The sequence below is a fragment of the Micromonospora sp. NPDC047793 genome (assembly GCF_040642635.1).
Taxonomy (GTDB): Bacteria; Actinomycetota; Actinomycetes; order Mycobacteriales; family Micromonosporaceae; genus Micromonospora.
Genome location: NZ_JBEYSG010000009.1, coordinates 142,308 through 163,818, shown reverse-complemented (window position 1 = coordinate 163,818; position 21,511 = coordinate 142,308). Strand labels below are relative to the sequence as shown.

The following is a 21,511-nucleotide window of genomic DNA, read 5'->3' as shown; positions in this document are numbered from 1 at the left end:
CGCGAGTTCAGCCCGGACGTTCCCGGCGCGAGGGCACCAGCATGGTCGGTGGTGGCGGCTGGTGGCCGTCACCACCGACCTGTCGCGGTGCGGGTCAGGGGAACGGGTGCGGGTGCGGGTTGATCTCCTCGGGCGGCAGCGACGTGGACCGGTAGCCCAGCCGTACCGGGAGTTCCCTGAGCCGGGGCAGGTCGACGCGGCGGTTCCGATGCCCGAAGACCATCGGCAGCGTGCCCGGGATGATGACCTTGACGCAGGTGAGGTCGACGGTGGCCTGTTCCCGGGCCGTCTGTTCGACGACGACCACGTCCAGGCCGCTGTCGAGGTACCGGTCGACGACCCAGCGCAGATCGTCGAGCAGGTCGGTGGCGGGCCGGTACCGCTTCGCGGGCGGGAACGCGGTCTCCATCGAGAGGATCTCGTCGCGCTGGTAGAGGAAGGCGAAACGGTCCCAGCTCTGCGGGGCGGCGGCGACCAGCGCGTGGTCCTCCATCGATCGGACCAGGTCGGAGTCGGCGACCAGGTCGGGTGCGGTGGTGTCGGCGGCCACCATCTCCTTCGTGGCGTCGGCGACGCTGGCCAGTTCGACCAGTCCGGACCAGAGTGCCCGTTCGGGGTCGAGGTGTGCGCCCGCGCCGCAGAACGCCTTGGGTTCGCCGGCCCGGTCGTCCTCGTCCACCAGCATCAGCCAGAGCGCGGGGATTCCCTCCGGCATGGTGGTGTCGAAGACGTGCAGCCGGCTGCCGGTGGTGCGTTCCAGCCAGCGCACCAGCAGCCGGGTCGCCGGGTCCGCCGAGGTCAGCGGGTCGATCCGGGGCACCGGCAGCCGGGCGAACCAGGTGGCCAGGAAGGCGTCGCGCTCGGCCACCTCGAAGATGCCGTGCAGGACGGCCTCCTCCAGGTTGCCGCCGAGCGCGCAGCCGTTGGAGCTCTCCAGGCCGAACGCCGTGGCGTGCGAGCCGTAGTAGGCCGTGCTCTCCGGGACCAGGACCGGGCCGTCGCGGCGGAAGGAGTACGCGTACACCCACTCCACCGGCAGGTCCGGGTGGTAGCGCACGGCGTTGTGGTGCGGCGGCGAGTCGGGCAGACCGAGCGCCGGGGGTGCGACGGCGCGGTCCGGGCCGAGTTCGCGGAACGAGGCGTGGACCCGGGTCCGGCGGGCCCGGGGCAGGGTGCCGCCCAGCCGTTCCAGTGCCTCGGCGATGGCGACCGACACGCTGGCCGGATAGCTGAACGTGCGCCCGTATCCGGACAGTTCGGTGCAGCAGGCCGGGCCACCGATGGCGGCGGCCAGGATCATCGGGTGGTTGTGGTGGAGCGTCATCGACGAGATCAGGCCGGTCTCGACGTCGACCATGGTCTCCAGCAGCCGCTCGTGCTCGGCGGGGAGGCTGCGGGCGCGGTAGTTGTCCGGCGCCGACTTGGGGCGGGACACCAACGTGAAGGTGCCCGCCTCGGGACCGTCGTCGGGCAGGGTCGCACACGACGGGCACTCGGGGTCGGCGATGAACCGGTGGCGGCTGACCGCCAGCGTGGCGGTGCCGACCTCCAGCACCGCGCCGGCGCAACGCGGAGCGGCACCGCGGGCCACCCGCGCGAGTTCGTCGGTGACCAGCGCGGCCACGGTGGTGCGCACCGGTGGGCCGAGGACGGGGGTCGGCGCGGTGACGGATCCCTCGTACAGGGCACGCCAGAGCGCCGAGCGCTGGGGTGTCCCGGTGACGCGGGCTCGACGTTCGCGGACACGGACGCAGTGGTGGCAGCCGGGTTGCCCGACCGTGACGTACGGGCCGACCCGCACACCGCGCAGCGTCGGGTAGACCGGAAGGAAGTCCCGTCCCTCCTGGTGGGCGCGGCGGGCCGCGTCCTGCACCCGGTCGGTCTGGTCGTCGACGACGAACAGGTCCACCGGGCGGTCGGTCCGGATCGCTTCCGTCGCGTCCGCGACGGCCTGGAACAGGGCGCCGTCGCCGTGGACGCGAACGGCGTGCGTCAGCGTGGTCGTGTCGGTCATCCAGCGCCTCCGGGTCGTGGCGTGAGCATGGCTTCGACGAGGAACGGGAGCACGTCCCGGGTGTCGGGCAGGTGGTCGACCGGCCGTAGGAGAAGGCGCTGCCCGGCGGCGTCCACCTCCTTGAGCAGTGGCGGGAGCCAGGCGTCCCACTCGCCGGCACCGAGGTCCGGGCCGACGTCCGCACCGGCCGGTACGCGTCCGGTGAGGGCGGCGACCGCCGTCTGCATGGCCTGTTCGAGGGCGGTCGCGGTGTCCGGGGCGGTGCTGTGGGCGAGCCAGCCGCCGGTGGTGCCGACGAAGACGGTCGGCGTGCTGGAGGTGTCAAACCAGGCGGCGAGGTCGTGTCCGAGGACGCTCATGTCCGCTGCCCTGGTCCGGACCGGTTCCGGCCAGTCGGCGGGGTCGAGTGCGGAGCCGGCCGGGTGCGTCGCGTCGGAGGGTGGGTCGGACAGGTGACCGGCGTCCGGTGCCGTCGCGGTCGTGCGGCGCAACCTGAGCAGCGCCCGGCCCACCGCCTCAGTCCAGGTGAAACCGGCGGCCAGCAGCACGGCGGTGGGCTCCGCCGGGACGACCTCCCCGGCGACCGGGTCCCACCAGTGGGTCGGGGTGGCGTCGGCGACCGTGGCCGCCTGCCCGGCGAGCGACTCCACGGCGGCCACCGCGGCGCGGTTGAGCGCCTGGCGGCGGTCGTCGCCGATGGCGGTCACGGTCGCCGGTCCGGTCCCGGTGCCGGTCACGTCGGCGACGGTCGCCTCGATGCAGCTCACCGACGTCTGTGACTGACGGCCGGTGCCGATGTCGAGCACCGGACCTAGTCGAGGGTCGATCAGGGTGGCCACCCGGGTGGCGAACGTCTCGGCGTCGACCGCCGGACGTCCGGTCATCGTGGCGATCCGCTCGGCGAGGTCGACGGCCGCTCGGTCGCGGCGGCAGGCTCGGCAGCGGGGATGGACGGTGAGCAGGTGTTCGCTGGTGACGGCCGATGCCAGGTCGATGTGGGTCATGCGGTTGGTGGTGTCGGTCTCGGCGCCGACGGCGTGCCGGAAGTAGCCGAAGCCGAGGGCGGTGCCGACGAGGGCGCCCACCGGCGCGGTCAGGTACTCCGGGACCTGGTCCGGCCGGTCGTCCCGCCACGGGGCGTCGCCGGAGCGGCTGGTGCCGTGCAGGCTCCAGACCACGCATTCCCAGCAGCCACCGGCTGCCCCGCCGCCGGTGGGGCCGACCCATGCGCTGCCGCTGAAGGCGAGGGCGTGCAGGGCGGCGACGCCGTGGGCGCGGGCCACCCGGTTCAGCGTCAGCGCCCGGCCGGCCATCAGCCGGTCGGTGCAGTGCAGGACGGCGTCGTGCGTACCGATCAGGGCGGTGAGCGCGGCGGCGTCGGTGAGCGCGGCGGCGAGGTCCGGACGCAGGTCCAGCTCGGCGGTGGGGTCGTCGGCGCGGTGGCGGTCGAGGATCCGCCGACAGGCCGCCGGGTCGGTCGGCGACTCGGCGGTCGTGACCAGGGTGGCCCGCCGGAGTCCGAGGTCGAACAGGGTCTGGACCAGTGCGGTCAGGCCCGCACCGGCGCCGACCAGCAGGACCCGACTGTTGCGGAAGGACTCAAAGCGGTGCGGCGGAGCGTCGGCGGCGTGCTCGGCGAAGGAGATGGCCTGGCGGTACCGGTCCAGTTCCCAGTCCTGAAGTCCGTGTGGCGGGTCCCGGTCCAGGTCGCGGGCGATGCCCCGGTCGACGAGCATGGTGACCAGGTCGGTGACCAGGCGCTGTTGCGGGGCGGGCAGGCCGGCGGTCAGGTCCGCGACGGTGCGGGTGCCGTCCAGGTGCGGGGCGATCCGGCGGATCAGGCCGTACGCGGATCCGCCGCTGATCTCGGTGCTGGTGGTGCCGGTCTCCAGGTAGACGCCGTCCTCGGTGGGCACGTACATCAGGTCGTCGCGCAGTTTGGCCCTCATGCCGCCACCGCCCGGTCGAGCATGCCCATCCGGACCAGGACGGTGCGGCCGGTGTCCTGGAACGCCTGGCGGCCGTGCAGGTAGCGGGAGTTGTCGACGACCAGGACGTCACCGGCCTGCCAGGGCACGGCGACGGTGAGATCGGCCGCGACCTCGGCGGCGGTGGCGACGAGGGCGCCGTCCACGGGTGGTCCGTCCGGGGTGCGCACCCGTAGTCGCCGATCGTGGTACTCGTCGTCGCGGGGGCGGCTGACGAACAGCGAGTTGCAGAAGGCGGGTACGGCGCCGAACCTGGTCGGCGGCGTGCAGTGGGTGCCGAAGCCGGTCGTCATCCCCTCGTCGGTGACGTCGACGTGGATCGACTCCCACGGGCGCAGGTACGGCTCCCACCGTCGCAGAGCGCCCCGCGCCTCGGCCGGGTCGGTGGTGCCGAACATCCGTTGCCAGTCGGCGGTGGGCATCCGGCTCTCCCAGACGATCTCCATCTGCGTGAACCGCTCACGCGCCGGTGTGGGGAGGGCGGCGAGCAACGCGACACCGTCGCAGAGCGTGGTGCCGCCCCCGCCGTCGGCGGCGGGCCGTTCGCAGAAGAAGGTCATCAGGTCCGGTGAGCCCGGGGCGTACGACGCCTCGCGGTGCAGCGGCATCCCCTGGGTGCCACGGGTGACCGTGGTGGTGGTCGGGTCGTCGTCGACGACGTCCCGCTCGTCGTGGAAGGCGCCGTCGTACGGCAGGGGCGACATCACCGCGTCGCCGAGCCGGACGAACGCCTCGCGTCGGCGGTCGCCGTCGCGCAGCAGGGCCGCCCCGTGCCGAGCCACCGTCGCCAGGACCGTCTCCGGCGCCGGCTGACCGGTGAGCACCGGGATCCGTTGGTCATCCATTCGTGGTTCCTTCCGTGAGTGCCACGGCCAGCAGTCCGGCACGCGACGTGGGCGCGCCGAGCAGGAGTTGCAGGACGGGGGTGTCTCCGCCGGGCAGGCCGAGTCGTGCGGCGATGTCGGGGGCCGAGAACCCGCCGATCGGGCGGATCGCCGCGCCGACCGCCTGCGCGGTCAGGGCGGCCAGTTGCACGACGGTCCCGGTGAGCAGGTGGAGTCGGCGAAACTCCGCAGGGGTCAGCCCGGTCATGGGTCGTCCTCCCCCGGCGACGACGACGATGCTGACGCCGGCGGTCGCCATGCGGTGCGCGACCACGGTGGTGGGCGGTCCCGGCCGGTCGGCACCGGTCGACGGTCGGAGCAGGTGGTGTCGGGGGTCGTAGCGGTAGGCGCCGGGCGGCAGCCCGTCCACCTGGCCGACCAGGCACCACAGTGTCGGGTACAGCGGGTGCCGGGCCAGCTCGTCCAGGGCGGCGGTGGTGGGCCGGTGGCCACCGGCGTACGCGAGGACGTCGGCGAGCTGCGCGAGGCGCAGGCCAGGGGCGAGGTCGCAGGCCGACGCCCGGCCGGCAGCGGCACCGGTCAGGTCCAGCGCCGCGACCTCGGGCAGGTGGACGGGGGCCGCGTCAGACGGTGTCATGGCCTGCGGTGCAGGTGGTGGCACCGCGCGCCGCGGCATGTCGGTTTCGGCCCAGGCGGCCCGGTGCAGGGCCACCGCGTGTGGATCGGCGTCGGCCAGGACGAGCCGGTCGTGGGTCAGGCCGACCGGCTCCGGTGGCGCGGTCCGGCAGGGCGGGGTGCCGGGTCCGGGCGGGGTGTCGGGTCCGGGCGGGGTGCCGGCTTCGGGCGGGGTGTCCGGCGTGGCGGCGGTGGGGATCTCGATCACCGCGTAGACGGTCTCCAGCATGCCGTCGAGTCCCAGCAGGTCGTCGGCGGCCCGTGGATCGGGGGCCAGGTCAGCGGTGCCGGTCTGCGGCCACGTGAGCAGTTGCCCGAGCAGCACGCCGACGTCGACGGTGGCGAGCTGGTAACCGAACGCGCGGTACTTGCTGCCGTTCTTCCACGGTCGGCAGGCCAGCAGCAGCGCGCTACGTCCGGCGCCGTCCGTGGCGGTCGCCGGGCCGAGCAGCCGGTCGACGTCGGCGGCGGGATTCGTGTCGCGCAGCAGTTCGAGGCAGTGGTGGACGTGGTCGTAGTGGTAGACGCCGGAAGGCAGGTCCCCGGATCCGGTCCAGGCGAGGTAGATCTCGCCCGGGTAGTAGGCGCCGCCGGACGGTACGGTCCAGCGCAGGGTGAACCAGGCGGGCAGGACGCGGGTGAAGGCCGGCCCACTGAACGGGGTGCCGGTCAACGCCGACATCCCGGCCTGGGTGAGCATCTCCACCCGGCGCGGTCCGTAGCCCAGCAGCAGCGTGCTGATCCGGTCGAGGCCGGTGTCGGTCAGCGGTGGTGCGCCCGGCCCCGGCCAGGGCAGCGACGTACGCGGGCTGCCCGGGTAGCGTTTGCTCTGCGGCGGCAGGTAGGAGGTGGGTGCCGCGCCGGTCTGGGCGTCGACCGCGTCCAGGTAGCGCGCCACGACGTCGCTCTGTGCTTCGGGTGTCATCTCAGGTCCCCGCGCTCTCGTAGCGACGCAGCCCGGCCTCGAAGATCCGCCAGGCGGCGAGGGCGCAGGCCAGCGCGACGACCGGGGTCAGCAGGCCGATCGTCGTCGAGACGCCCTTGTCCAGCAGCGCTGCGGCGGGAAAGTAGCCGACGAAGGCGACCGGGATGACGACGAGCAGCGCCCGTACGCCGGTGCCGTAGACGGTCAGCGGGTACCGGGCAAGGTCACCGAGCATGTGCACGCTGACCGCGACGGAGTTCGACGGGCTCAGCAGCCAGAACGTCAGCGCGTTGGTGGCCAGGCTGACGGCGATCTTCACCAGCAGACCGCTGGCCAGCAGCAGCACCGCCCACAGCACGGTGACCGGCGACCAGACCACGTCCGTCCGCCCCACCGCGCCGGCCAGCAGCACCGTGCCGATCACGACGTTGCCGAGGCCGTTGACGCCGACCGCCGCGCCGGTCACCTGGAGGATCACCGGGTAGGGGCGGACCAACAGGTAGTCCAGGGCACCGAGGTTGACCATGCCGCTGAGGTGCCAGGTGCCCTCGAAGAACAGGGAGCCGACCCCCTCGGCGAGCATCACCATCGCGCAGACGCAGAGGACCTCCCACTGTGTCCAGCCTTCGAGGACGGGCACCTGCCGGAAGATCGTGGCCACGAAGATCAGCCCGGCCAGTTGGCCGAGTACGGCTGCGGCGATGGTGAGCATCGCGTCGGCCCGGTACTCCAGGACGGCCCGCAGGTGGGCCCCGAGCAGCCGCCGGTAGATCCGTACCGCCTCGATCGTTGCGAGCATGTCAGCCTCCGTGCACCACGAGTCGGCGTACGGCGACGCGCCAGAGCAGCCGGGCGCCGGTCCAGAGCACCGCGACCCAGAGCACCTGGACGCCGATCAGGTACAGCGACTCGGTGCCCCGGACCTGGCCGAGGAAGATCAGTGCCGGGGTGGAGACGATGCCGGGGAACGGCGACCAGGCACAGATCGTCTGGAGCCAGTCGGGGTACAGGGCGATCGGCACCAGCGCGCCCGAGAGGATGTTGGTGATCGCGATCCGGGACATGCTCAACCCGTGGAAGTTGCCCGTCCAGAAGCAGGCCAGGCCGACCAGGTAGACCAGTGCGAACTTCAGCGGCACCATGGCGAGCAGGCTGAGCAGGAAGAGCCCGGCCTGGGTGGGGTCGGGCAGCGGCATCCCGCCGAACGCCAGCAGGAGCACCGAGCCCATCACCGCGACCACCAGCAGTTCGCCGACGAGATAGCCGATCGTCTCGGCGAACCGGGCCACCTGGTAGTCGATCGGGCGGAGCAGGTCGATGGCGACCGAGCCGTCCAGCACCCGCAGGGCGACCTGCCCGTCGGTGAAACTGGACAGCAGGGTGCCGGCCAGGAAGGCGACGAAGAGGTACGCCTTCATCTGTTCCCAGGTCAGGCCGGCCATCTCGCCGCCGGGGTCGGCGGCGAACAACGCCCGCCACACCGCGAACAGCGCCACGGTCTGCACCGCGACCCCGGCGAGTTGCAGCAGGAACTCGCCCCGGTAGACCAGGACCGTCGACCAGGCCATCCGGGCCAGCGTGCGGTACGCCCTCATGCCGGTCGTCCCACGGTCGGCTGACCGAGTTCGCCCGCGTACGCCCGGCGGACCACGTCCTCGATGGAGGGCTCGTCGATCCGCAGGTCGACCACCGGCACCCGGGCGGCGATCGCGGCCACGATCTCGCCCGCGCCGTAGGTAGCGTGGTCGAAGGCGATCGAGACGTGTCGCGGTGAGGTGCCCGGGGACAGGCGGGTGCCCGGCAGGTGGGGGTCGTGGGCGGCGGACCAGTCGGCGTCCAGGGTCAGGTGCAGCGTGCGGTGCCGGGCGACCTGTGCGCGTACGGCGTCGATCGGTCCGTCGAAGATGGCCCGACCACCGTCGATGATCATCAAACGTTGGCAGACCTGCTCGATGTCACCGATGTCGTGCGTGGTCAGCAGCAGTGTCGTGCCGTTACGGCACTGGGCGCGCAGGAAGTCGCGGACCGCCTGGCGGGCGATGATGTCCAACCCGATCGTGGGTTCGTCGAGAAACACCACCGAGGGTGAGTGCAGCAGGGCGGCGGCGAGGTCGGCCCGCATCCGCTGGCCGAGGGAGAGTCGGCGGGTCACCACCGGCAGCAGCTCCCCCAGGCCGAGCAGGGCGTCGAACTCGGCGATCCGCTCCGCGTACCGTCGTTGCGGAATCCGGTGGATGTCGCGCAGCAGCGCGAGTGAGTCGCGGACCTGGAGGTCCCACCAGAGCTGGCTTCGCTGGCCGAAGAGCACGCCGATGTTGCGGGCGTTGGCGAACCGGTTGCGGTGCGGCACGATGCCGCAGACCTCGACCTGTCCCGAGGTCGGCTGGAGAATGCCGGTGAGCAGCTTGACGGTGGTCGACTTGCCGGCACCGTTGGGTCCCACGTAGGCCACGGCCTCCCCGGCCGCGACCGTCAGGTCGATGCCGTTCACGGCCGTGTGCGAGCGGTGCCTGGGCCGGACCAGATGGCGCAGCGATCCGGCCAGTCCCGGTTGCTTGTCGGGCGTCCGGAAAGTCTTGGTCAGGCCACGGGCCTCGATCACGGTGGTGGGGGTCATCGGCGTCGTGGGGTCGGCGTCACTCGGCCGGGAGGGCCGGTGGGACGCGCGGGCGCAGGCGCAGCACCGTACCCAGGCCCTCGACCTCGCCGACGGTGCTGTCGAACGCGGTCCGCAGGACGCGGGTGAGATAGCCGAAGGTGGACATGTCCGGGTCGACCGCCTTGGCGAGTTCGGCTCCGGTGTCGACCAGATGGACCTCCCCGGCGAGGGCACCGCCCACGTTGACGAACTGGCAGAACTCCTCCCACCTCAGGTAGCGCCAGAAGTCGACGCTGACGACCGCGTCGAGGCTGCCGGGCGCGATCGGCGGGTCCATGCCGATCAGGTGGTGGTTGGTGGCGCTGACCGGAACGGAGAAGTCGAAGGTCACGGCCCCCTCGGGCAGCGTCGTCCGGTCACTGCCCGTGCCGACCCAGAGCACCCGCTCGCCCGGCAGCTGCGGGGTGAGAAGCGCGACGGCGGTTCCGATCCGGCAGGCCGACCGGGCCAGGCAGTCGGCGATCGCTGCCCGGTAGCCCACCACCCGCTCCGCCGAGTCGTAGACGTCCAACATGCCGAAGAACTCCCACTCCAGGATGAGGTACTTCTCGGCGGCGAGACTGCGGTTGGTCCCGAACTCCTGCCAGTTCCGGTCGACGTTGCGGTGATGGGGCAGGTGGTAGGCGGCAGCCGCTTCGTCGAAGGCGAAGTTGCGGTCGTGCAGGCCGAGGTGTTCGTGCACCCGGTAGAACAGCTCGATGTCCTCCAGCCCCCAGCGCAGGCCGAACCGCTCGTCGAATCCGCCGACCGCGTCGAACAGCGCTCGGGAGACCGAGACGTTGTGGGTGTAGGCGAACATCCATCCCGCCTGGAGCCATTCCTCCCCCACCGGGGCCACTCCGGCCGGGAAGCGCAGGTCACCGCCGCCGTCGGCACGTCGGTGCGGCACCGGAATGGTCGGCTCGCCGGCCAGCGCGGCGTTGACGTACGGCAGTCCCAGTTCGTCCCGCCGCCCCAGCAGGACTGCGGGGCGGCCCGCGCCCCGGTGGTGCACCAGGTGCCGTTCCACCAGCTCGGGTGTGGCGTACGAGTCGGAGTCGAGAAAGAGCAGCAGGTCGGCCGAGGCGTGCCGCACCCCCGCGTTACGTGCCGCCGCCCGGCCCTGCCGCTCGGGCAGTTCGACCAGCCGTAGGTTCAGCCCCTTGCCGGCATCGGCCACGTCGGTGTACTCCCCGCCGTCACCGCCGTCGCGCACCACGATCACCTCGAACCGCTCCGGTGCCAGGCTCTGCCGACGCAGCGACCGCAGCGTCAGCTCCAGACACTGGGCGTCCTCGTACGTGGGGATCACCACGCTGATCTCGACGCCGGTGTTCACCTCGGAGGTCATTCCTGAATCCCTTCCCGGATCCGCACGTACTGGCAGGGATTGGGGCGTCGACGTCGACGTCGACGCCCCAACCGGGCGCTGGACCACCGCGTCGCGGCTGACCAGCGCCCGCTACCCGATCAGTGGCAGTTGACGCAGCACCAGCTGATCGGTCGACCGCCGCAGCCGCAGGAACCGCCGCCGCAGGTCTTGCCGTCGCTCGCGCCCTCGGTCAGGACGACGCTGCCGACCGGCGCCACCGCGTACAGGCCGGTCGACTGCTCGTCGCCGTCCGCCCACGAGATGTCGGTGGCGTCCAGGTCGGACAGATCCAATGCTCCACTCATCACAAACTCCTTTCGAGTGAGGTGATCATCGCGACGAGTGTAGGGAGCGCTCCCAAAGTCGCTCCACTCAAGAAAGGTAACAGGACGGTAAACCACCGTTGACGTGTCTCTTTGTCGCACAATTCTCAGCGTTCAACCTCAGTTGAACAGGGCAAATGCTGCTCGGCACCACTTGAACATGTCGCAATGCAATGACTTTGATCGATGTTTGCAGCATTCTTTCCGGGGTCGCACACATGCAAGGAGGGGACCCTTGTAATACACCAGGCGTTAGCCGGGGACCCCTCCTTTCACGCGCCGCCCCCGTGCAGCGAGACGGGCCACACCGGGAAGGCGCGCGGCATCTAGTACGTTTGTACTTGTACGGACGTACTAGATGGAGAGGCTGAGCATGACCACCGGACGGCCCGCATGCGGGAAGCGCCCATGACCCCCCGACGGGATCCCGAGGGGCGTCGGCGCGCGATGCTCGACGTCGCCGCGCAGGAGATGATCGACAACGGCTGGGAGGCGCTGACCCACCGCCGGGTGGCCGAGCTGGCCCAGGTGCCACTGGGCGCCACCACCTACTACTTCGACTCCCTCGACGACCTGCGCACGAGTGCGTTGGAAATCGTCGTCGCCCAGGCCGACGAGGAGATCCGGCAGGTCGCGCAGGCCGTCCACGCCTGTGCGGGAAGCCCCGAAGGTCTTGCCGCGCTGTTCATGGAGTACCTGAGCGACCGCGCGCGGCTCAAGGCCGAGAACCTGCTCTACTACGCCGGCGTCCAGCAGCCCGAGTTGCGTCCGTACGCCCAGCGCTGGATCCGGGGCACGACCGAGATGCTCTCGGCGTACGCCACCCCGGAGGCCGCCCAGGCCACCGCCCTCTACCTGGACGGCGTCATCCTCTACACCCTGCTGCACGACCGGCCCGTCGACGAGCGGGCCCTGCGCATGGCCATCACCGCCCTGATGGGCACGTCCCTCCCGGAGAACCAGTGAGTACGACGCACACCTCGGACGCACCCGGGGCCACCGCCGGGCACCTGTCCCCCCGGCGCCGATGGGCCGCCCTGGCCGTGCTCTCCACCAGCCTGCTGGTGGTGGTCATGGACATGACCATCCTGAACGTCGCCCTGCCCGACATGGCCGCGGCGCTGTCGCCGACCGCCGCCCAGCAGCTCTGGATCGTCGACATCTACTCGCTGGTCCTGGCCGGGCTCCTGGTCAGCATGAGCACCCTCGGCGACCGGTGGGGTCGCCGCAGGTTGCTCCTGGCCGGATTCTCGATCTTCGGCGGGGCGTCCCTGCTGATTCTGGTGGCCGAGTCGGCTCCGATGGTGATCGCGGTACGCGCCCTGCTGGGCGTGGGCGGGGCGATGATCATGCCGGCGACCCTGTCGATGATCCGGAGCCTCTTCACCGATCCGGCCGAACGCGCCAAGGCCCTCGGCATCTGGGCGGCGGTGGCCTCGCTGGGCGCGGCCGTGGGGCCGATCGTGGGTGGCGTACTCCTGGAGCACTTCGCCTGGCAGGCGGCGTTCCTGCTCAACGTGCCCTGGATGGTCGCGGCGATCGTCGCGGCGGTGCTGCTGCTGCCGGAGGCCCGCAACCCGAACCCGGGCCGCTGGGACGCGTTGGCCACCGTCCTGTCCATCGCGGGCATGACCGCCCTGGTGTGGAGCATCAAGCGCATCGCCAAGGAGGGGCCGACCGATCTGCTGGCGCTGGCGGCCCTGACGGCAGGGCTCGCCCTGCTGGTGTGGTTCGTGCTGCGGTGCCTGCGCAGCGACTCGCCGCTGCTGCGGGTACGCCTCTTCGCTGTCCCCTCGTTCACGGCCGGCACGTTGGCGGCGTTGTTCACCATGATGGCCATGGGGTCGGCACTGCTGCTCGCGGCCCAGTGGCTCCAACTCGTGCGGGGCATGTCGCCGTTGCAGGCGGGTGTCGCGTTGCTGCCGCTGGCCATCGCCGCGACGGTGGTCTCGCCGCTGGCACCGGCGCTGGCCCAGCGCATCGGTGCCCGTACCGTCCTGGTGGGGGGCCTGGCGCTGGCGGGCCTGGGTTTCGCGGTCCTGGCCGTGGCCCCCGAGCCGCTCGGCTACACCCCGGTCGGGATCTTCCTGGCCCTGCTCGGGGCCGGGATGGGCTCGCTGGCCATCGCCTCGGCGATCATCATGTCCGGGACACCGGCCGAGCACGCGGGCAGCGCCGCCGCCATCGAGGAGACCTCCTACGAACTGGGCGCGGTGCTGGGCGTGGCCGTGCTGGGCAGCACGGCGGCGGCGTTGTACCGCGCCGAACTCCCGGCCTCGGACCTGGCCGCCGCCGGGCTGAGTCCCGAGCAGGTGGGGGTGGCCCAGGAGTCGCTCGGTGGCGCCCTGCACGTGCTGGACGGACTGGGCCCGGCCGGGGCCGCTGCTGCCGCCCAGGCCCAGGACGCCTTCACCCACGGACTGATGCTGGTCGGTGGCATCGGCGCCGCGATCATGCTGGTGTCGGTGGTCGTGGTGTTCGCCCTGACCCCGAAGGGACTGGACGTGACCAAGGGCCACTAGCTCCGGCCGCAGTCGCCGCCCGGGCCGGGCAGGGTTGTGCCGCCCGGTCGGACCCGGGCGGCACCGTGCGCTGTCGGCTGCCGTGCCGGACCCGGGAAGGTCCGGCACGGCAGCCGAGGTCAGCCCAGGGTCACCCGGTGCGCAGCCGGTACGCCCGGATGATCGTCTGATCGAGGCTGTTGCCCTCGCGATCGGTGACCGAGGTCCGCAGCGACACGTACCCGCCGGAGCGGGGGTGCTGGACCGTCGCGGTCCACTTCGTGCCCGCCGACGTGACCGTGACCGGCTGCCAGGTCTCTCCGTCGTCGTAGGAGACCTGCACGGTGACCTTCTTCGGCGTCACCGCGGCTCCCTCGTTGCCGAGCACGCGCAGCGGGATGTCGAGGCGCTTACCGGCCGGCGCTGCGGCATCGCGGTCCAGCTTCGGATCGAACCGCACCACCATGACCGGGAGGCGTTCCCAGTCGTCCCCGGCCGGTCGGGCGGACCGGAACCGCCAGGTCAGAGCGACCTCGGTGGACAACTCGGTGAAGCTGCGCCGGGACGCCGTCTCCAGTCGGTACGACGCCGCTTCCGGCGGCACCTCGAAGAAGCCGAAACCGGCGTCGAGCGCCCCGATGTACTCCTCGACCAGCTCGTCGCCCCGGTACAGCGCGGTGCGTCCGCTGTCCCCGTTGGAGACGCCACCGTGCCCGGCCGCGTCGCCGTGCAGCGGGATGTCGATCCGCATGAAGTCCTCGATACGGCTCGCGCTGCTGAACGGGGTGTCGTTGCGTAGCAGGGTCGGCCCGATCGGTGCGGCGTTCCAGACGTCCCGGTAGCTGCGGCCGGCCCGGTATCGCTCCGACGCGCCGTAGAGGATCTTCCGGAACTCCTCGTCGAGTTCCCCGTCGCCGCTCTGCGCGACACTGACTGCGCCCGACCAGGCGGAGTCCGTGGTGCTGTGGTACTCGGTCCAGGCGTCGCCGACCGGCAACGACGCGCTCGCGGTCCAGCCGTACACCCCGTCGAACTCCGCCGACATGCTCCGCTCGATCATGTCGCCCAGGCGTTCTCCGCGCAGTTCGTGCCGTACCGTGGCCAACTCCGCGCGCCGCACGTCCTTGCGGTAGCCGGTGGGCAACCGGCCGGGGAATCCCTCACCCAGGTGATAGATGTACGGGCTACCGGCGAAACCGCCGTCGCCGTCCGGCCTGGCCCACTGGTGTGCGACGAAGCCGCTGATGTGATCGTGGGTCGCCCGGTCTCCGAGTTGGGCCGTGTAGAGGCCGTCGAAGCCGCCGGCCCACACGTCGATCTTCGCCGGTGAGTTCTCGTACATGTCCACCAGCACCCCGGCCTGCACCAGCACCGGGCGGGCGGTGCGTTCCGGCACCGTCGCCGTGATCCGCTTGCCCTTCCGGGCGTCCAGCGTGACCGTCAGGTCCCGGTTCAGGTTGATCTCCGGGCGGCTCAGCACCGTGCTGCGCTCCCGCTCGCCGAACTCCTCGACGAGGCCGGTAACGGCGTAGCGGCCGGTGGGGATCCGGATGGTGGTGGGTCCGCCGGACGTGCCGTCGAGCGACTCGTACGCCGGACCGTCGATCCCGTTGACCAGCGTCCAGTACGTGTCGGCCGCCGCCCCCGTCGAGTCGAGGTGTCGGACGGTCAGGTCGTAGCTCTCCACCTCGCGGTGCACCCCGACCGGGACGACGGTACGACGTTGACCGGCGGTCGCGACCAGGTGCCCGCTGTAGTAGCCGTCCACCCCGTCGACGCTGGTGTCGACCGTGGCGGCCACCTCGGCGGTGCCACCGGCCGGCACGGTGACCTGCGGCGCTGCGGTGCGGAACATGCCGGCGGGGGCGGCCTTGCCGTCCGGCCCGATGATCTGCCAGGTCAGGTCGAGGGTGAGCGGCTCGCTTCCGTCGTTGCGCAGGGTGACCGTCCGGGTGATCGGGTCGTCGTCGTGGTGCGGCCACCGGGTGCGGCCGTACGACACGCTCGGCGGATCGGCGGTCACCGCCTGCCCCACGGCACGCGCGACGTCGACCAGACCCGATCCCTGCTGGTAGGCGGTGTCACCCGGCCGGGGGTTGGCCGAGCCCATCAGGGTGGACTTGAGGCGCGTCGCGTCCCAGTCGGGGTGCTGCTGCGCGAGCAGCGCCGCCGCGCCCGCCACGTGCGGCGCGGCCATCGAGGTGCCGGACTCGGCGACGTAGTGCTCGCCGACCGGTACGCCCATCACGCCCTCGGCCGCCCGCGCGGCGACGATGCCGACGCCCGGCGCGGTGATGTCCGGTTTCACGGCGTCGTCACCGACCCGCGCGCCCCGGCTGGAGAAGTCCGCGAGACTTCCGTCCCGGTCGACCGCCCCGACGGTGAGCGCGGCGTCCGCGCTGCCCGGCGAGCCGACCGTACGGTCGCCCGGTCCGTCGTTGCCGGCGGAGACCACGAAGAGGGCGCCGGTCTGGGCGGTGAGCGTGTTCACCGCCTCCTCCATCGGGTCGATCTCCGGCCCGTCCCACCCGCCGAGGCTCATGTTGATGACCGTGGCCTGCTTGTCCACGGCCGCCCAGTGCATCCCCGCGAGGATCGCCGAGTCCTCGCACCAGTCGTCGCAGACCTTGGCGGAGACCAGGTCGGCGTCCGGCGCCACACCCCGGTACGTGCCGCCGGAGGCGGTGCCCCGGCCTGCGATGGTCGAGGCCACGTGCGTGCCGTGCCCGTACCGGTCGACCGGATCGGTGCCCGGCACGAAGGTGACCGCCTCGCTCACCGCGTCGGCCAGGTCGGGGTGGGTCAGGTCGACGCCACTGTCCAGGACCGCCACGGTCACTCCGGCTCCGGTGAAGCCCGCCTCGTACGCGGCGGGCGCGCCGATCTGCCGTACACCCCGGTCCACCGCCGGCCGGCGCTTCCCGTCTAGCCAGATCCGCTCGACGCCGGGAATGCGGTCGGCCGTCTCCGGTCCGCCCCCGGTCAGCGCCGTCCAGACGTCGGCCAGGTCGGTCTTGTCCGCGCTGACCGCGACGCCCTCGATCGCCGGTAGCGCCCGGTCCACCCGGACCTCGCCACCGGGCACCGGCGAGCCGCCGCGCCGGGCCGCCGCCCCGTCCGGATACGCCATGATCATCGGCAGCCGGTCGCGCGCGGCGTCGTGGTAGCCGTACTCGATCAGCTTGCTGACGTTGAACAGTCGACGGTCCAGCACGCCGGAGGCGATCAGCGGCACCGCGTCCACGGGTACGACGTGCAGCTCACCGTCGATCTGGTGGGACCGGAAGCGGATGTCCGCGCGGTCCTTCGCCGGACGGATCGTCACGCGGCCGCCCCGGTCGACGGTGATCCGGTCCCCCGTGATCAGCGTGACCGTGGCCGGTTGGTGGCCGGCCCCGGCCGGTGACCCGCCACTGCGTCCGGTTCCGCCGTCACCGGGCGCACCACCGCCGCCCGGCGCAGCACCGCCGGGTTGCCCCAGCCCCAGCACGAGAGCGGTGGCCAGCCCGGCCGCACCGATCCGTTTGAGTCCCCTCATCAGACCTCCACATCAGACGATCACGACGTAGAAGCATCATCCGGACCACTCATCAGATTCCTGTTAGGACGGTGATTCTGCGGGCACGAGACGACGCGGTCCGCTGGCATGGCTGGTCATGGAACGGTGATGGATCCACCCGCATCCAAGCGTTCCTCGACGAGTTCCTCCGGTCCCGCGTGCCCCGCGCTTTTCCGCACTGACCGCGATCCCGCAATGTCGGACCGTGACCGAGAAAATCTATGCCCGAAGCGCTAGACATTCGCTCCGGGCTTGGCTAGTGTTCCTGGTGTTGAGAGATGAGGTCCGAGAAAGACGCAGACGACCAAGACCGAGCATCACGCAGGGCCCGGACGTTCGCGGCTCGCTCGGCAAGCGGTGCAAGGACCTGCAACCGCAGCAGTAACCTGACGAGATTCCAGGTCAGGGCAAGACGGGCAGGGCACTCCCCGGCCCGGCAGGACAGCTCGCCGCACGTGTGCGGGGCCATGAAGTCGCGTGGGCTCCGACACCGGCGGGCAGCACGACACATGTGGAAGCAGAGGAAAGGGAGGGCTGAACACCGTTGGATCGCCCGCTGCCAGGAAACAGATGCAAATCTGGCGCGGACACCGCAGTTTCCATCGAACGAGAGGTGGTCTCCGGTCACGCTTATGCGATCCTCGCACCCCACGCCTCTGACGGCGTCAGGTGCGGACACGACAAACCGACGAATCAGTCGGTAGATGGTGTTTCCAACCCGTAACCCCGGGCCCCGGCGCTGACGCGCCGGGGCCCTCGTCATGGAGAGATTCGTATATGGCCCAACCCGATGACATGTTCGGCGACGACGACTACCCCGCCTACACGATGGGCCGCGCTGCGGAGATCACCGGCGCCTCGCAGGACTTCCTGCGCCGGCTCGACGAGGCGAAACTCATCGCCCCGTCCCGGTCGGCCGGTGGGCACCGCCGCTACTCCCGCTACCAGTTGCGGCTGGCCGCCCGGGCGCGGGAGATGGTCGACCAGGGCACTCCGCTGGAGGCCGCCTGCCGGATCATCATCCTCGAGGACCAGCTTGAGGAAGCCCGCCGGCAGAACGAGACGTACCGGCGCCAACAGGAAGCCGGCACCTGAGTCGTACCGGTGTGAAGTAATGGTGGGCATGTCTCAGCAGACCTCGCACCGGCACCATGCCATCGACTACGTCGAGCTCACCGTCACCGACCTGACCGACGCCAAGCGCTTCTACGCCGACGCGTTCGGGTGGCGGTTCACCGACTACGGGACCGCCTACGCCGGAATCCACGGCGCGACGCCCGGATCCGAGGTGGGCGGTCTGCGCCTGGACCAGCAGGCGCGGACCGGCGGTCCGTTGGTGCTGCTCTACTCGACCGACCTGGACGAGAGCGTCGAGGCCGTCCGGAAGGCCGGCGGTGAGGTGGTCGAGGGGCCGTACGACTTCCCGGGCGGTCGTCGCTTCCACTTCACCGACCCGAGCGGAAACGAGTTGGGCGTCTGGGCCGAGGCGTAGGGGTACGCGGACAGTGACGAGAGGTCGGTCGGGCCGGCCGATCCTCTCGTCGTCGGCGGCACGCCACGGCGGTAGGGGCGCAATCGGCACCGGTCCCGGATACCCTTGCCGCATATGGCTACTTATCGCAGCGCCTCAGTGCTCCTTTCCGCAGACGGCACCCGGACCCCCGGCACCGCCGCGCTCTTCGCCGAGCCGGCCCGCAAGGGTGGGATCCCGCCGTGGGCGGGTGACTTCCGGCCGGCCAACAGCGCCGGTAACGGCCCCAAGAACGCGGTCGGGAAGACCTTCACGTTGGAACTGCCCGACGGCAGCACCGGCACGGTCGTGGTCCAGGGCCTCAAGCGCGGTAAGGGGGGCGTCGTCCTGGCGCTGATGGGCGAGGACGCACCCCCCTTCTGATCACTGAGACGGATCGCCGCCGCCTGTTGACAGCACCGGTGACAGCCGGCGGCGGCGTTTCGTCACGACCAGGCGCCGGCCGCTGCGGCCCGCTCGGCGTAGGTGTCGAAGTGGATCGGTTCGCGCCCGAGGAGCCGCCGCACCGTGTCGGTCGGCTGGGCGAGGTGCCCGGCCCGCATTCCGGCGAACATGCTGTTCAGCGCCGTCGCGTCGGCCTCCGACCAGCCCTCGGCGAGCACCTCGGTCCGGTACTCCTCCGGCGTCAACTCCACGTACCGGATCGATCGGCCGGACGCCTCGGCGATCGTCGCCACCGCCTCGGCGAAGGTGAGTGCCCGCGCGCCTGACAGCTCGTACACCTGCCCGTGGTGGCCGTCCTCGGTCAGCAGGATCGCCGCGACGTCGGCGATGTCCTGGACGTCGATGAAGGGTTCCGGAGTCGCGCCCATCGGCAGGGCGAGGCGACCGTCGACCAACGGTTGGCGCCACAGGTCCTCGTCGAAGTTCTGGTGGAAGTTGTTCGGGCGGATGATCGTCCACTCCGCGCCGGAGTCGCGTACCGCCTGTTCCGCGCCGAGCATGCTCGGCGAGAAATCGGGGTCGAGCTTGTCGATGCCGCGTCCGCTGAGCGCCACGAAGCGGCCGACGCCCCACTTCACCGCCGACGACACGAAGTCGTCGGCCACCGCCGGATCCGCCGGAGCAATCAGGTAGACGGCCGACGCTCCCGTCACCGCCGGCTGCCAGGTGTCCGGCTGCGTCCAGTCGAAACGTACCTCGCCCGAACGGGAAGCGGCCCGCACCTGCTCGCCGGACGCCCGCAGCGCGCGTACCAGTCGACGTCCGGTCTTCCCGGTCCCCCCGATGACGAGGATCTCGTTCGTTTCTTTCGTCATGTCCACGAGTCAACCCGCCCGGCCAGCGGCGGGACATGGCTCGTCGTACGCCCGGCATGTGCGATCGTCCGCACCCCTATGGTGGAGCGATGGACCCGTTCGACACGCTGCTGCGGGACGTCCGCGCCGAGGGTGCCGCCTTCGGCAGGTCGGTACTCTCGCCGTCGTGGGCGCTGCGGTTCACCGACGGCGCACCCCTGACGCTCTGCGTACCGCTGCGTGGCGAGGCGTGGATCGTCCACCCGGAACGCGACGAGCCGGTTCTGGTCCGGGTCGGCGAGGCTGTCGTGGTGCGGGGGCCGCAACCCTTCGTCCTCTCCGCCGAGCCCCGGTCGACCTTCCGACCCGACGAGCTGCGCGACGTCGACTGTCGCCAGTCACCGGGCATCCGGACACCGGAACCGGAACCGGAACCGAACGAGCAGATGCTGCTCCTGGCCGGGGCGTACCACGTCCAGGGGCAGGCCCCGCATCGGCTGCTCGGAGTGCTCCCGCCGGTGCTGGTCGTACCGGACGACCACGACTGTTCGTCGCTCCGTGACTACCTGGACTTCCAGCTCGGCGGGTGCCGCCCGGGTCGGCAGGTCGTGCTGGACCGTCTGCTGGACTGGCTGCTGGTCTGCACGATCCGGGACTGGTTCGACCAGCCGGGCGCCGAGGCTCCCCGCTGGTATCGGGCGCTGGGCGACGACACGGTGGGCCCGGCGCTCCGCGCCATGCACGACGCCCCCGGTGCGCCCTGGACGCTCGCCTCCCTGGCAGCCCGGGCCGGGGTGTCCCGCACGACGCTGGCCAAACGATTCACCGAGCTGATGGGTGAGCCACCGCTGACCTACCTGACCGACTGGCGGATGACACTCGCCGCCGACATGCTGACCGGCACCACCGCGACGGTCGCCGCCATGGCACGCCAACTCGGATACTCCGACGCCTTCGGCTTCAGCACGGCCTTCAAGCGTGTCCACGGGGTGAGTCCCCGCGAGCACCGCAGGCTCGCGCAGTCCGGGAGTCAGGTGGCGGTGACGATACGGTCGACCAGTTCCGGCACCCACTCGACGTACTCGACCTCGGCCCCTCCGGCATGCCGGACGTACAGGTAGCGGCCGGTGGGGCTGGTCGCCTCCGGCGTGGTGATCACGCCACCCTCGGCGGTCAGCGCGGCCACGACGGCATCCAGGTCGTCGACGACGACGGTCGCCGAGGCGTGCGCGTAGCGGGCGCGTTGCGCTGGTGGGCCGGCGATCACCAGGAAGTCACCGAGCGCGGCCAACTCGACCGAGTCGAAGCCGAACCGCAGATCCGGCTCCGCGCCGACCAGGGTCCGTAGCGACGGCAGCGAGGTGTCGAGGTCGTCCACCCAGAGCCGGGCGTACGTCTTCAGGACGGTCATGTCAGCTCCTGTACGTTGACGTCGTCGACCAGACCGTAGGCCCGCACGACGGCCGGGGTAAGTACGCACCTTTCGGTAACCGGTGCGGGTGAAGGAGCAGCGGCACGTGGACGAGCCGTCTCCCGGTACGCCGACGGCGGCGCAGGTGGCCCAGGTGCACCTGGTGGCCATTGAGGTGTTCGGCGTGGTCGGCACCAAATGGGCCCTGCCGGTCATGGAGGCCATCGGCACCGACACGCGTCGCTTCGGTGAACTGCACCGCAAGGTCACCGGCATCAGCCATCGGCTGCTGACCGCGACGCTTCGTCAACTGGAGCGGAACGGGGTGGTCGACCGGACGCTCCACCCCACCGTGCCGCCTCGCACCGATTACCGGCTCACCCCTGCCGGTCTGGAACTCCATCAGACGATCAACGGGTTCTGCCGGTGGAGCCGCCGTCATCTGGACGACGTCCTGGCCTCCCGCCGCCGGTTCGAACAGACGTGACGCC

The 21,511-nt window shown here is 71.4% G+C and carries 19 protein-coding genes; 7 read left to right on the top strand and 12 right to left on the bottom strand.

Going from position 1 to position 21,511, the window contains the following annotated elements:
- Positions 1–94: 94 nt before the first annotated feature.
- The 9 genes from ABZ738_RS19650 to ABZ738_RS19610 all read right to left on the bottom strand — a co-directional run bounded on the left by ABZ738_RS19650 (position 95) and on the right by ABZ738_RS19610 (position 10,762).
- Complete coding sequence (locus tag ABZ738_RS19650; protein WP_131053449.1) at positions 95–2,014, bottom strand: TOMM precursor leader peptide-binding protein; 1,920 nt, start codon at positions 2,012–2,014, stop codon at positions 95–97.
- Positions 2,011–3,963 carry a TOMM precursor leader peptide-binding protein gene (locus tag ABZ738_RS19645; protein ID WP_357215029.1) on the bottom strand — a complete coding sequence of 651 codons (1,953 nt, stop codon included), beginning with the start codon at positions 3,961–3,963 and terminating at the stop codon, positions 2,011–2,013. Before ABZ738_RS19645 ends, ABZ738_RS19650 begins: the two co-directional genes overlap by 4 nt.
- Positions 3,960–4,847 carry a TauD/TfdA family dioxygenase gene (locus ABZ738_RS19640; protein WP_131052332.1) on the bottom strand — a complete coding sequence of 296 codons (888 nt, stop codon included), beginning with the start codon at positions 4,845–4,847 and terminating at the stop codon, positions 3,960–3,962. The genes ABZ738_RS19645 and ABZ738_RS19640 overlap by 4 nt, the downstream gene beginning before the upstream one ends.
- Entirely contained in the window at positions 4,840–6,447 is a 1,608-nt protein-coding gene (locus tag ABZ738_RS19635) for a hypothetical protein (protein ID WP_357215025.1), read from the bottom strand. Before ABZ738_RS19635 ends, ABZ738_RS19640 begins: the two co-directional genes overlap by 8 nt.
- Position 6,448: 1 nt before the next feature.
- Positions 6,449–7,246, bottom strand: a complete 798-nt coding sequence (locus ABZ738_RS19630; protein WP_357215022.1) for an ABC-2 family transporter protein — start codon at positions 7,244–7,246, stop codon at positions 6,449–6,451.
- Position 7,247: 1 nt separating this feature from the next.
- Entirely contained in the window at positions 7,248–8,042 is a 795-nt protein-coding gene (locus ABZ738_RS19625) for an ABC-2 family transporter protein (RefSeq protein ID WP_131052334.1), read from the bottom strand.
- Positions 8,039–9,064, bottom strand: coding sequence for an ATP-binding cassette domain-containing protein (locus tag ABZ738_RS19620; RefSeq protein WP_131052335.1), 1,026 nt, complete (start codon positions 9,062–9,064; stop codon positions 8,039–8,041). Before ABZ738_RS19620 ends, ABZ738_RS19625 begins: the two co-directional genes overlap by 4 nt.
- 19 nt (positions 9,065–9,083) lie before the next feature.
- Positions 9,084–10,436, bottom strand: coding sequence for a glycosyltransferase family 2 protein (locus ABZ738_RS19615; protein WP_357215017.1), 1,353 nt, complete (start codon positions 10,434–10,436; stop codon positions 9,084–9,086).
- 119 nt (positions 10,437–10,555) lie between these two features.
- Positions 10,556–10,762 carry a hypothetical protein gene (locus ABZ738_RS19610; RefSeq protein ID WP_131052337.1) on the bottom strand — a complete coding sequence of 69 codons (207 nt, stop codon included), beginning with the start codon at positions 10,760–10,762 and terminating at the stop codon, positions 10,556–10,558.
- A 426-nt stretch (positions 10,763–11,188) separates the two neighbouring features.
- Between ABZ738_RS19610 and ABZ738_RS19605 the strand changes: the two genes are divergently transcribed.
- Positions 11,189–11,746: a TetR family transcriptional regulator gene (locus ABZ738_RS19605; protein ID WP_161594925.1), complete on the top strand. Its 558-nt coding sequence runs from the start codon at positions 11,189–11,191 to the stop codon at positions 11,744–11,746.
- Positions 11,743–13,302 (top strand): MFS transporter, encoded by a 1,560-nt coding sequence (locus ABZ738_RS19600; protein WP_357215013.1) that lies wholly within the window; start codon positions 11,743–11,745, stop codon positions 13,300–13,302. Before ABZ738_RS19605 ends, ABZ738_RS19600 begins: the two co-directional genes overlap by 4 nt.
- A 130-nt stretch (positions 13,303–13,432) precedes the next feature.
- Here the strand turns inward: ABZ738_RS19600 and ABZ738_RS19595 are convergent, their stop codons facing one another.
- Entirely contained in the window at positions 13,433–16,819 is a 3,387-nt protein-coding gene (locus ABZ738_RS19595; protein ID WP_357215010.1) for a S8 family serine peptidase, read from the bottom strand.
- 798 nt (positions 16,820–17,617) lie between these two features.
- Here ABZ738_RS19595 and ABZ738_RS19590 point away from each other — a divergent pair.
- The 3 genes from ABZ738_RS19590 (at position 17,618) to ABZ738_RS19580 (ending at position 18,734) form a co-directional block, all read left to right on the top strand.
- A complete protein-coding gene (locus ABZ738_RS19590; RefSeq protein ID WP_131053302.1) occupies positions 17,618–17,935 on the top strand; it encodes a MerR family transcriptional regulator in 318 nt (105 codons plus the stop codon).
- Positions 17,936–17,963: 28 nt separating this feature from the next.
- Entirely contained in the window at positions 17,964–18,332 is a 369-nt protein-coding gene (locus ABZ738_RS19585; RefSeq protein WP_131053303.1) for a VOC family protein, read from the top strand.
- Between the two features lie 114 nt (positions 18,333–18,446).
- Entirely contained in the window at positions 18,447–18,734 is a 288-nt protein-coding gene (locus ABZ738_RS19580; protein WP_236145740.1) for a hypothetical protein, read from the top strand.
- A 62-nt stretch (positions 18,735–18,796) separates the two neighbouring features.
- On the opposite strand, the gene ABZ738_RS19575 is transcribed toward ABZ738_RS19580, so the two are convergent.
- On the bottom strand, positions 18,797–19,630 hold the full coding sequence (locus tag ABZ738_RS19575; protein ID WP_357215004.1) for an NAD(P)H-binding protein: 834 nt from the start codon (positions 19,628–19,630) through the stop codon (positions 18,797–18,799).
- A gap of 89 nt (positions 19,631–19,719) precedes the next feature.
- On the opposite strand from ABZ738_RS19575, the gene ABZ738_RS19570 reads away from it, so the two are divergent.
- Positions 19,720–20,730 carry an AraC family transcriptional regulator gene (locus ABZ738_RS19570; RefSeq protein ID WP_357215000.1) on the top strand — a complete coding sequence of 337 codons (1,011 nt, stop codon included), beginning with the start codon at positions 19,720–19,722 and terminating at the stop codon, positions 20,728–20,730.
- Here the strand turns inward: ABZ738_RS19570 and ABZ738_RS19565 are convergent.
- Positions 20,640–21,020, bottom strand: coding sequence for a VOC family protein (locus ABZ738_RS19565; RefSeq protein ID WP_131053306.1), 381 nt, complete (start codon positions 21,018–21,020; stop codon positions 20,640–20,642). The two genes, ABZ738_RS19570 and ABZ738_RS19565, sit on opposite strands and share 91 nt — an antisense overlap.
- Positions 21,021–21,108: 88 nt before the next feature.
- On the opposite strand from ABZ738_RS19565, the gene ABZ738_RS19560 reads away from it, so the two are divergent.
- Entirely contained in the window at positions 21,109–21,507 is a 399-nt protein-coding gene (locus ABZ738_RS19560) for a helix-turn-helix domain-containing protein (protein ID WP_236145741.1), read from the top strand.
- Positions 21,508–21,511 lie beyond the last annotated feature (4 nt).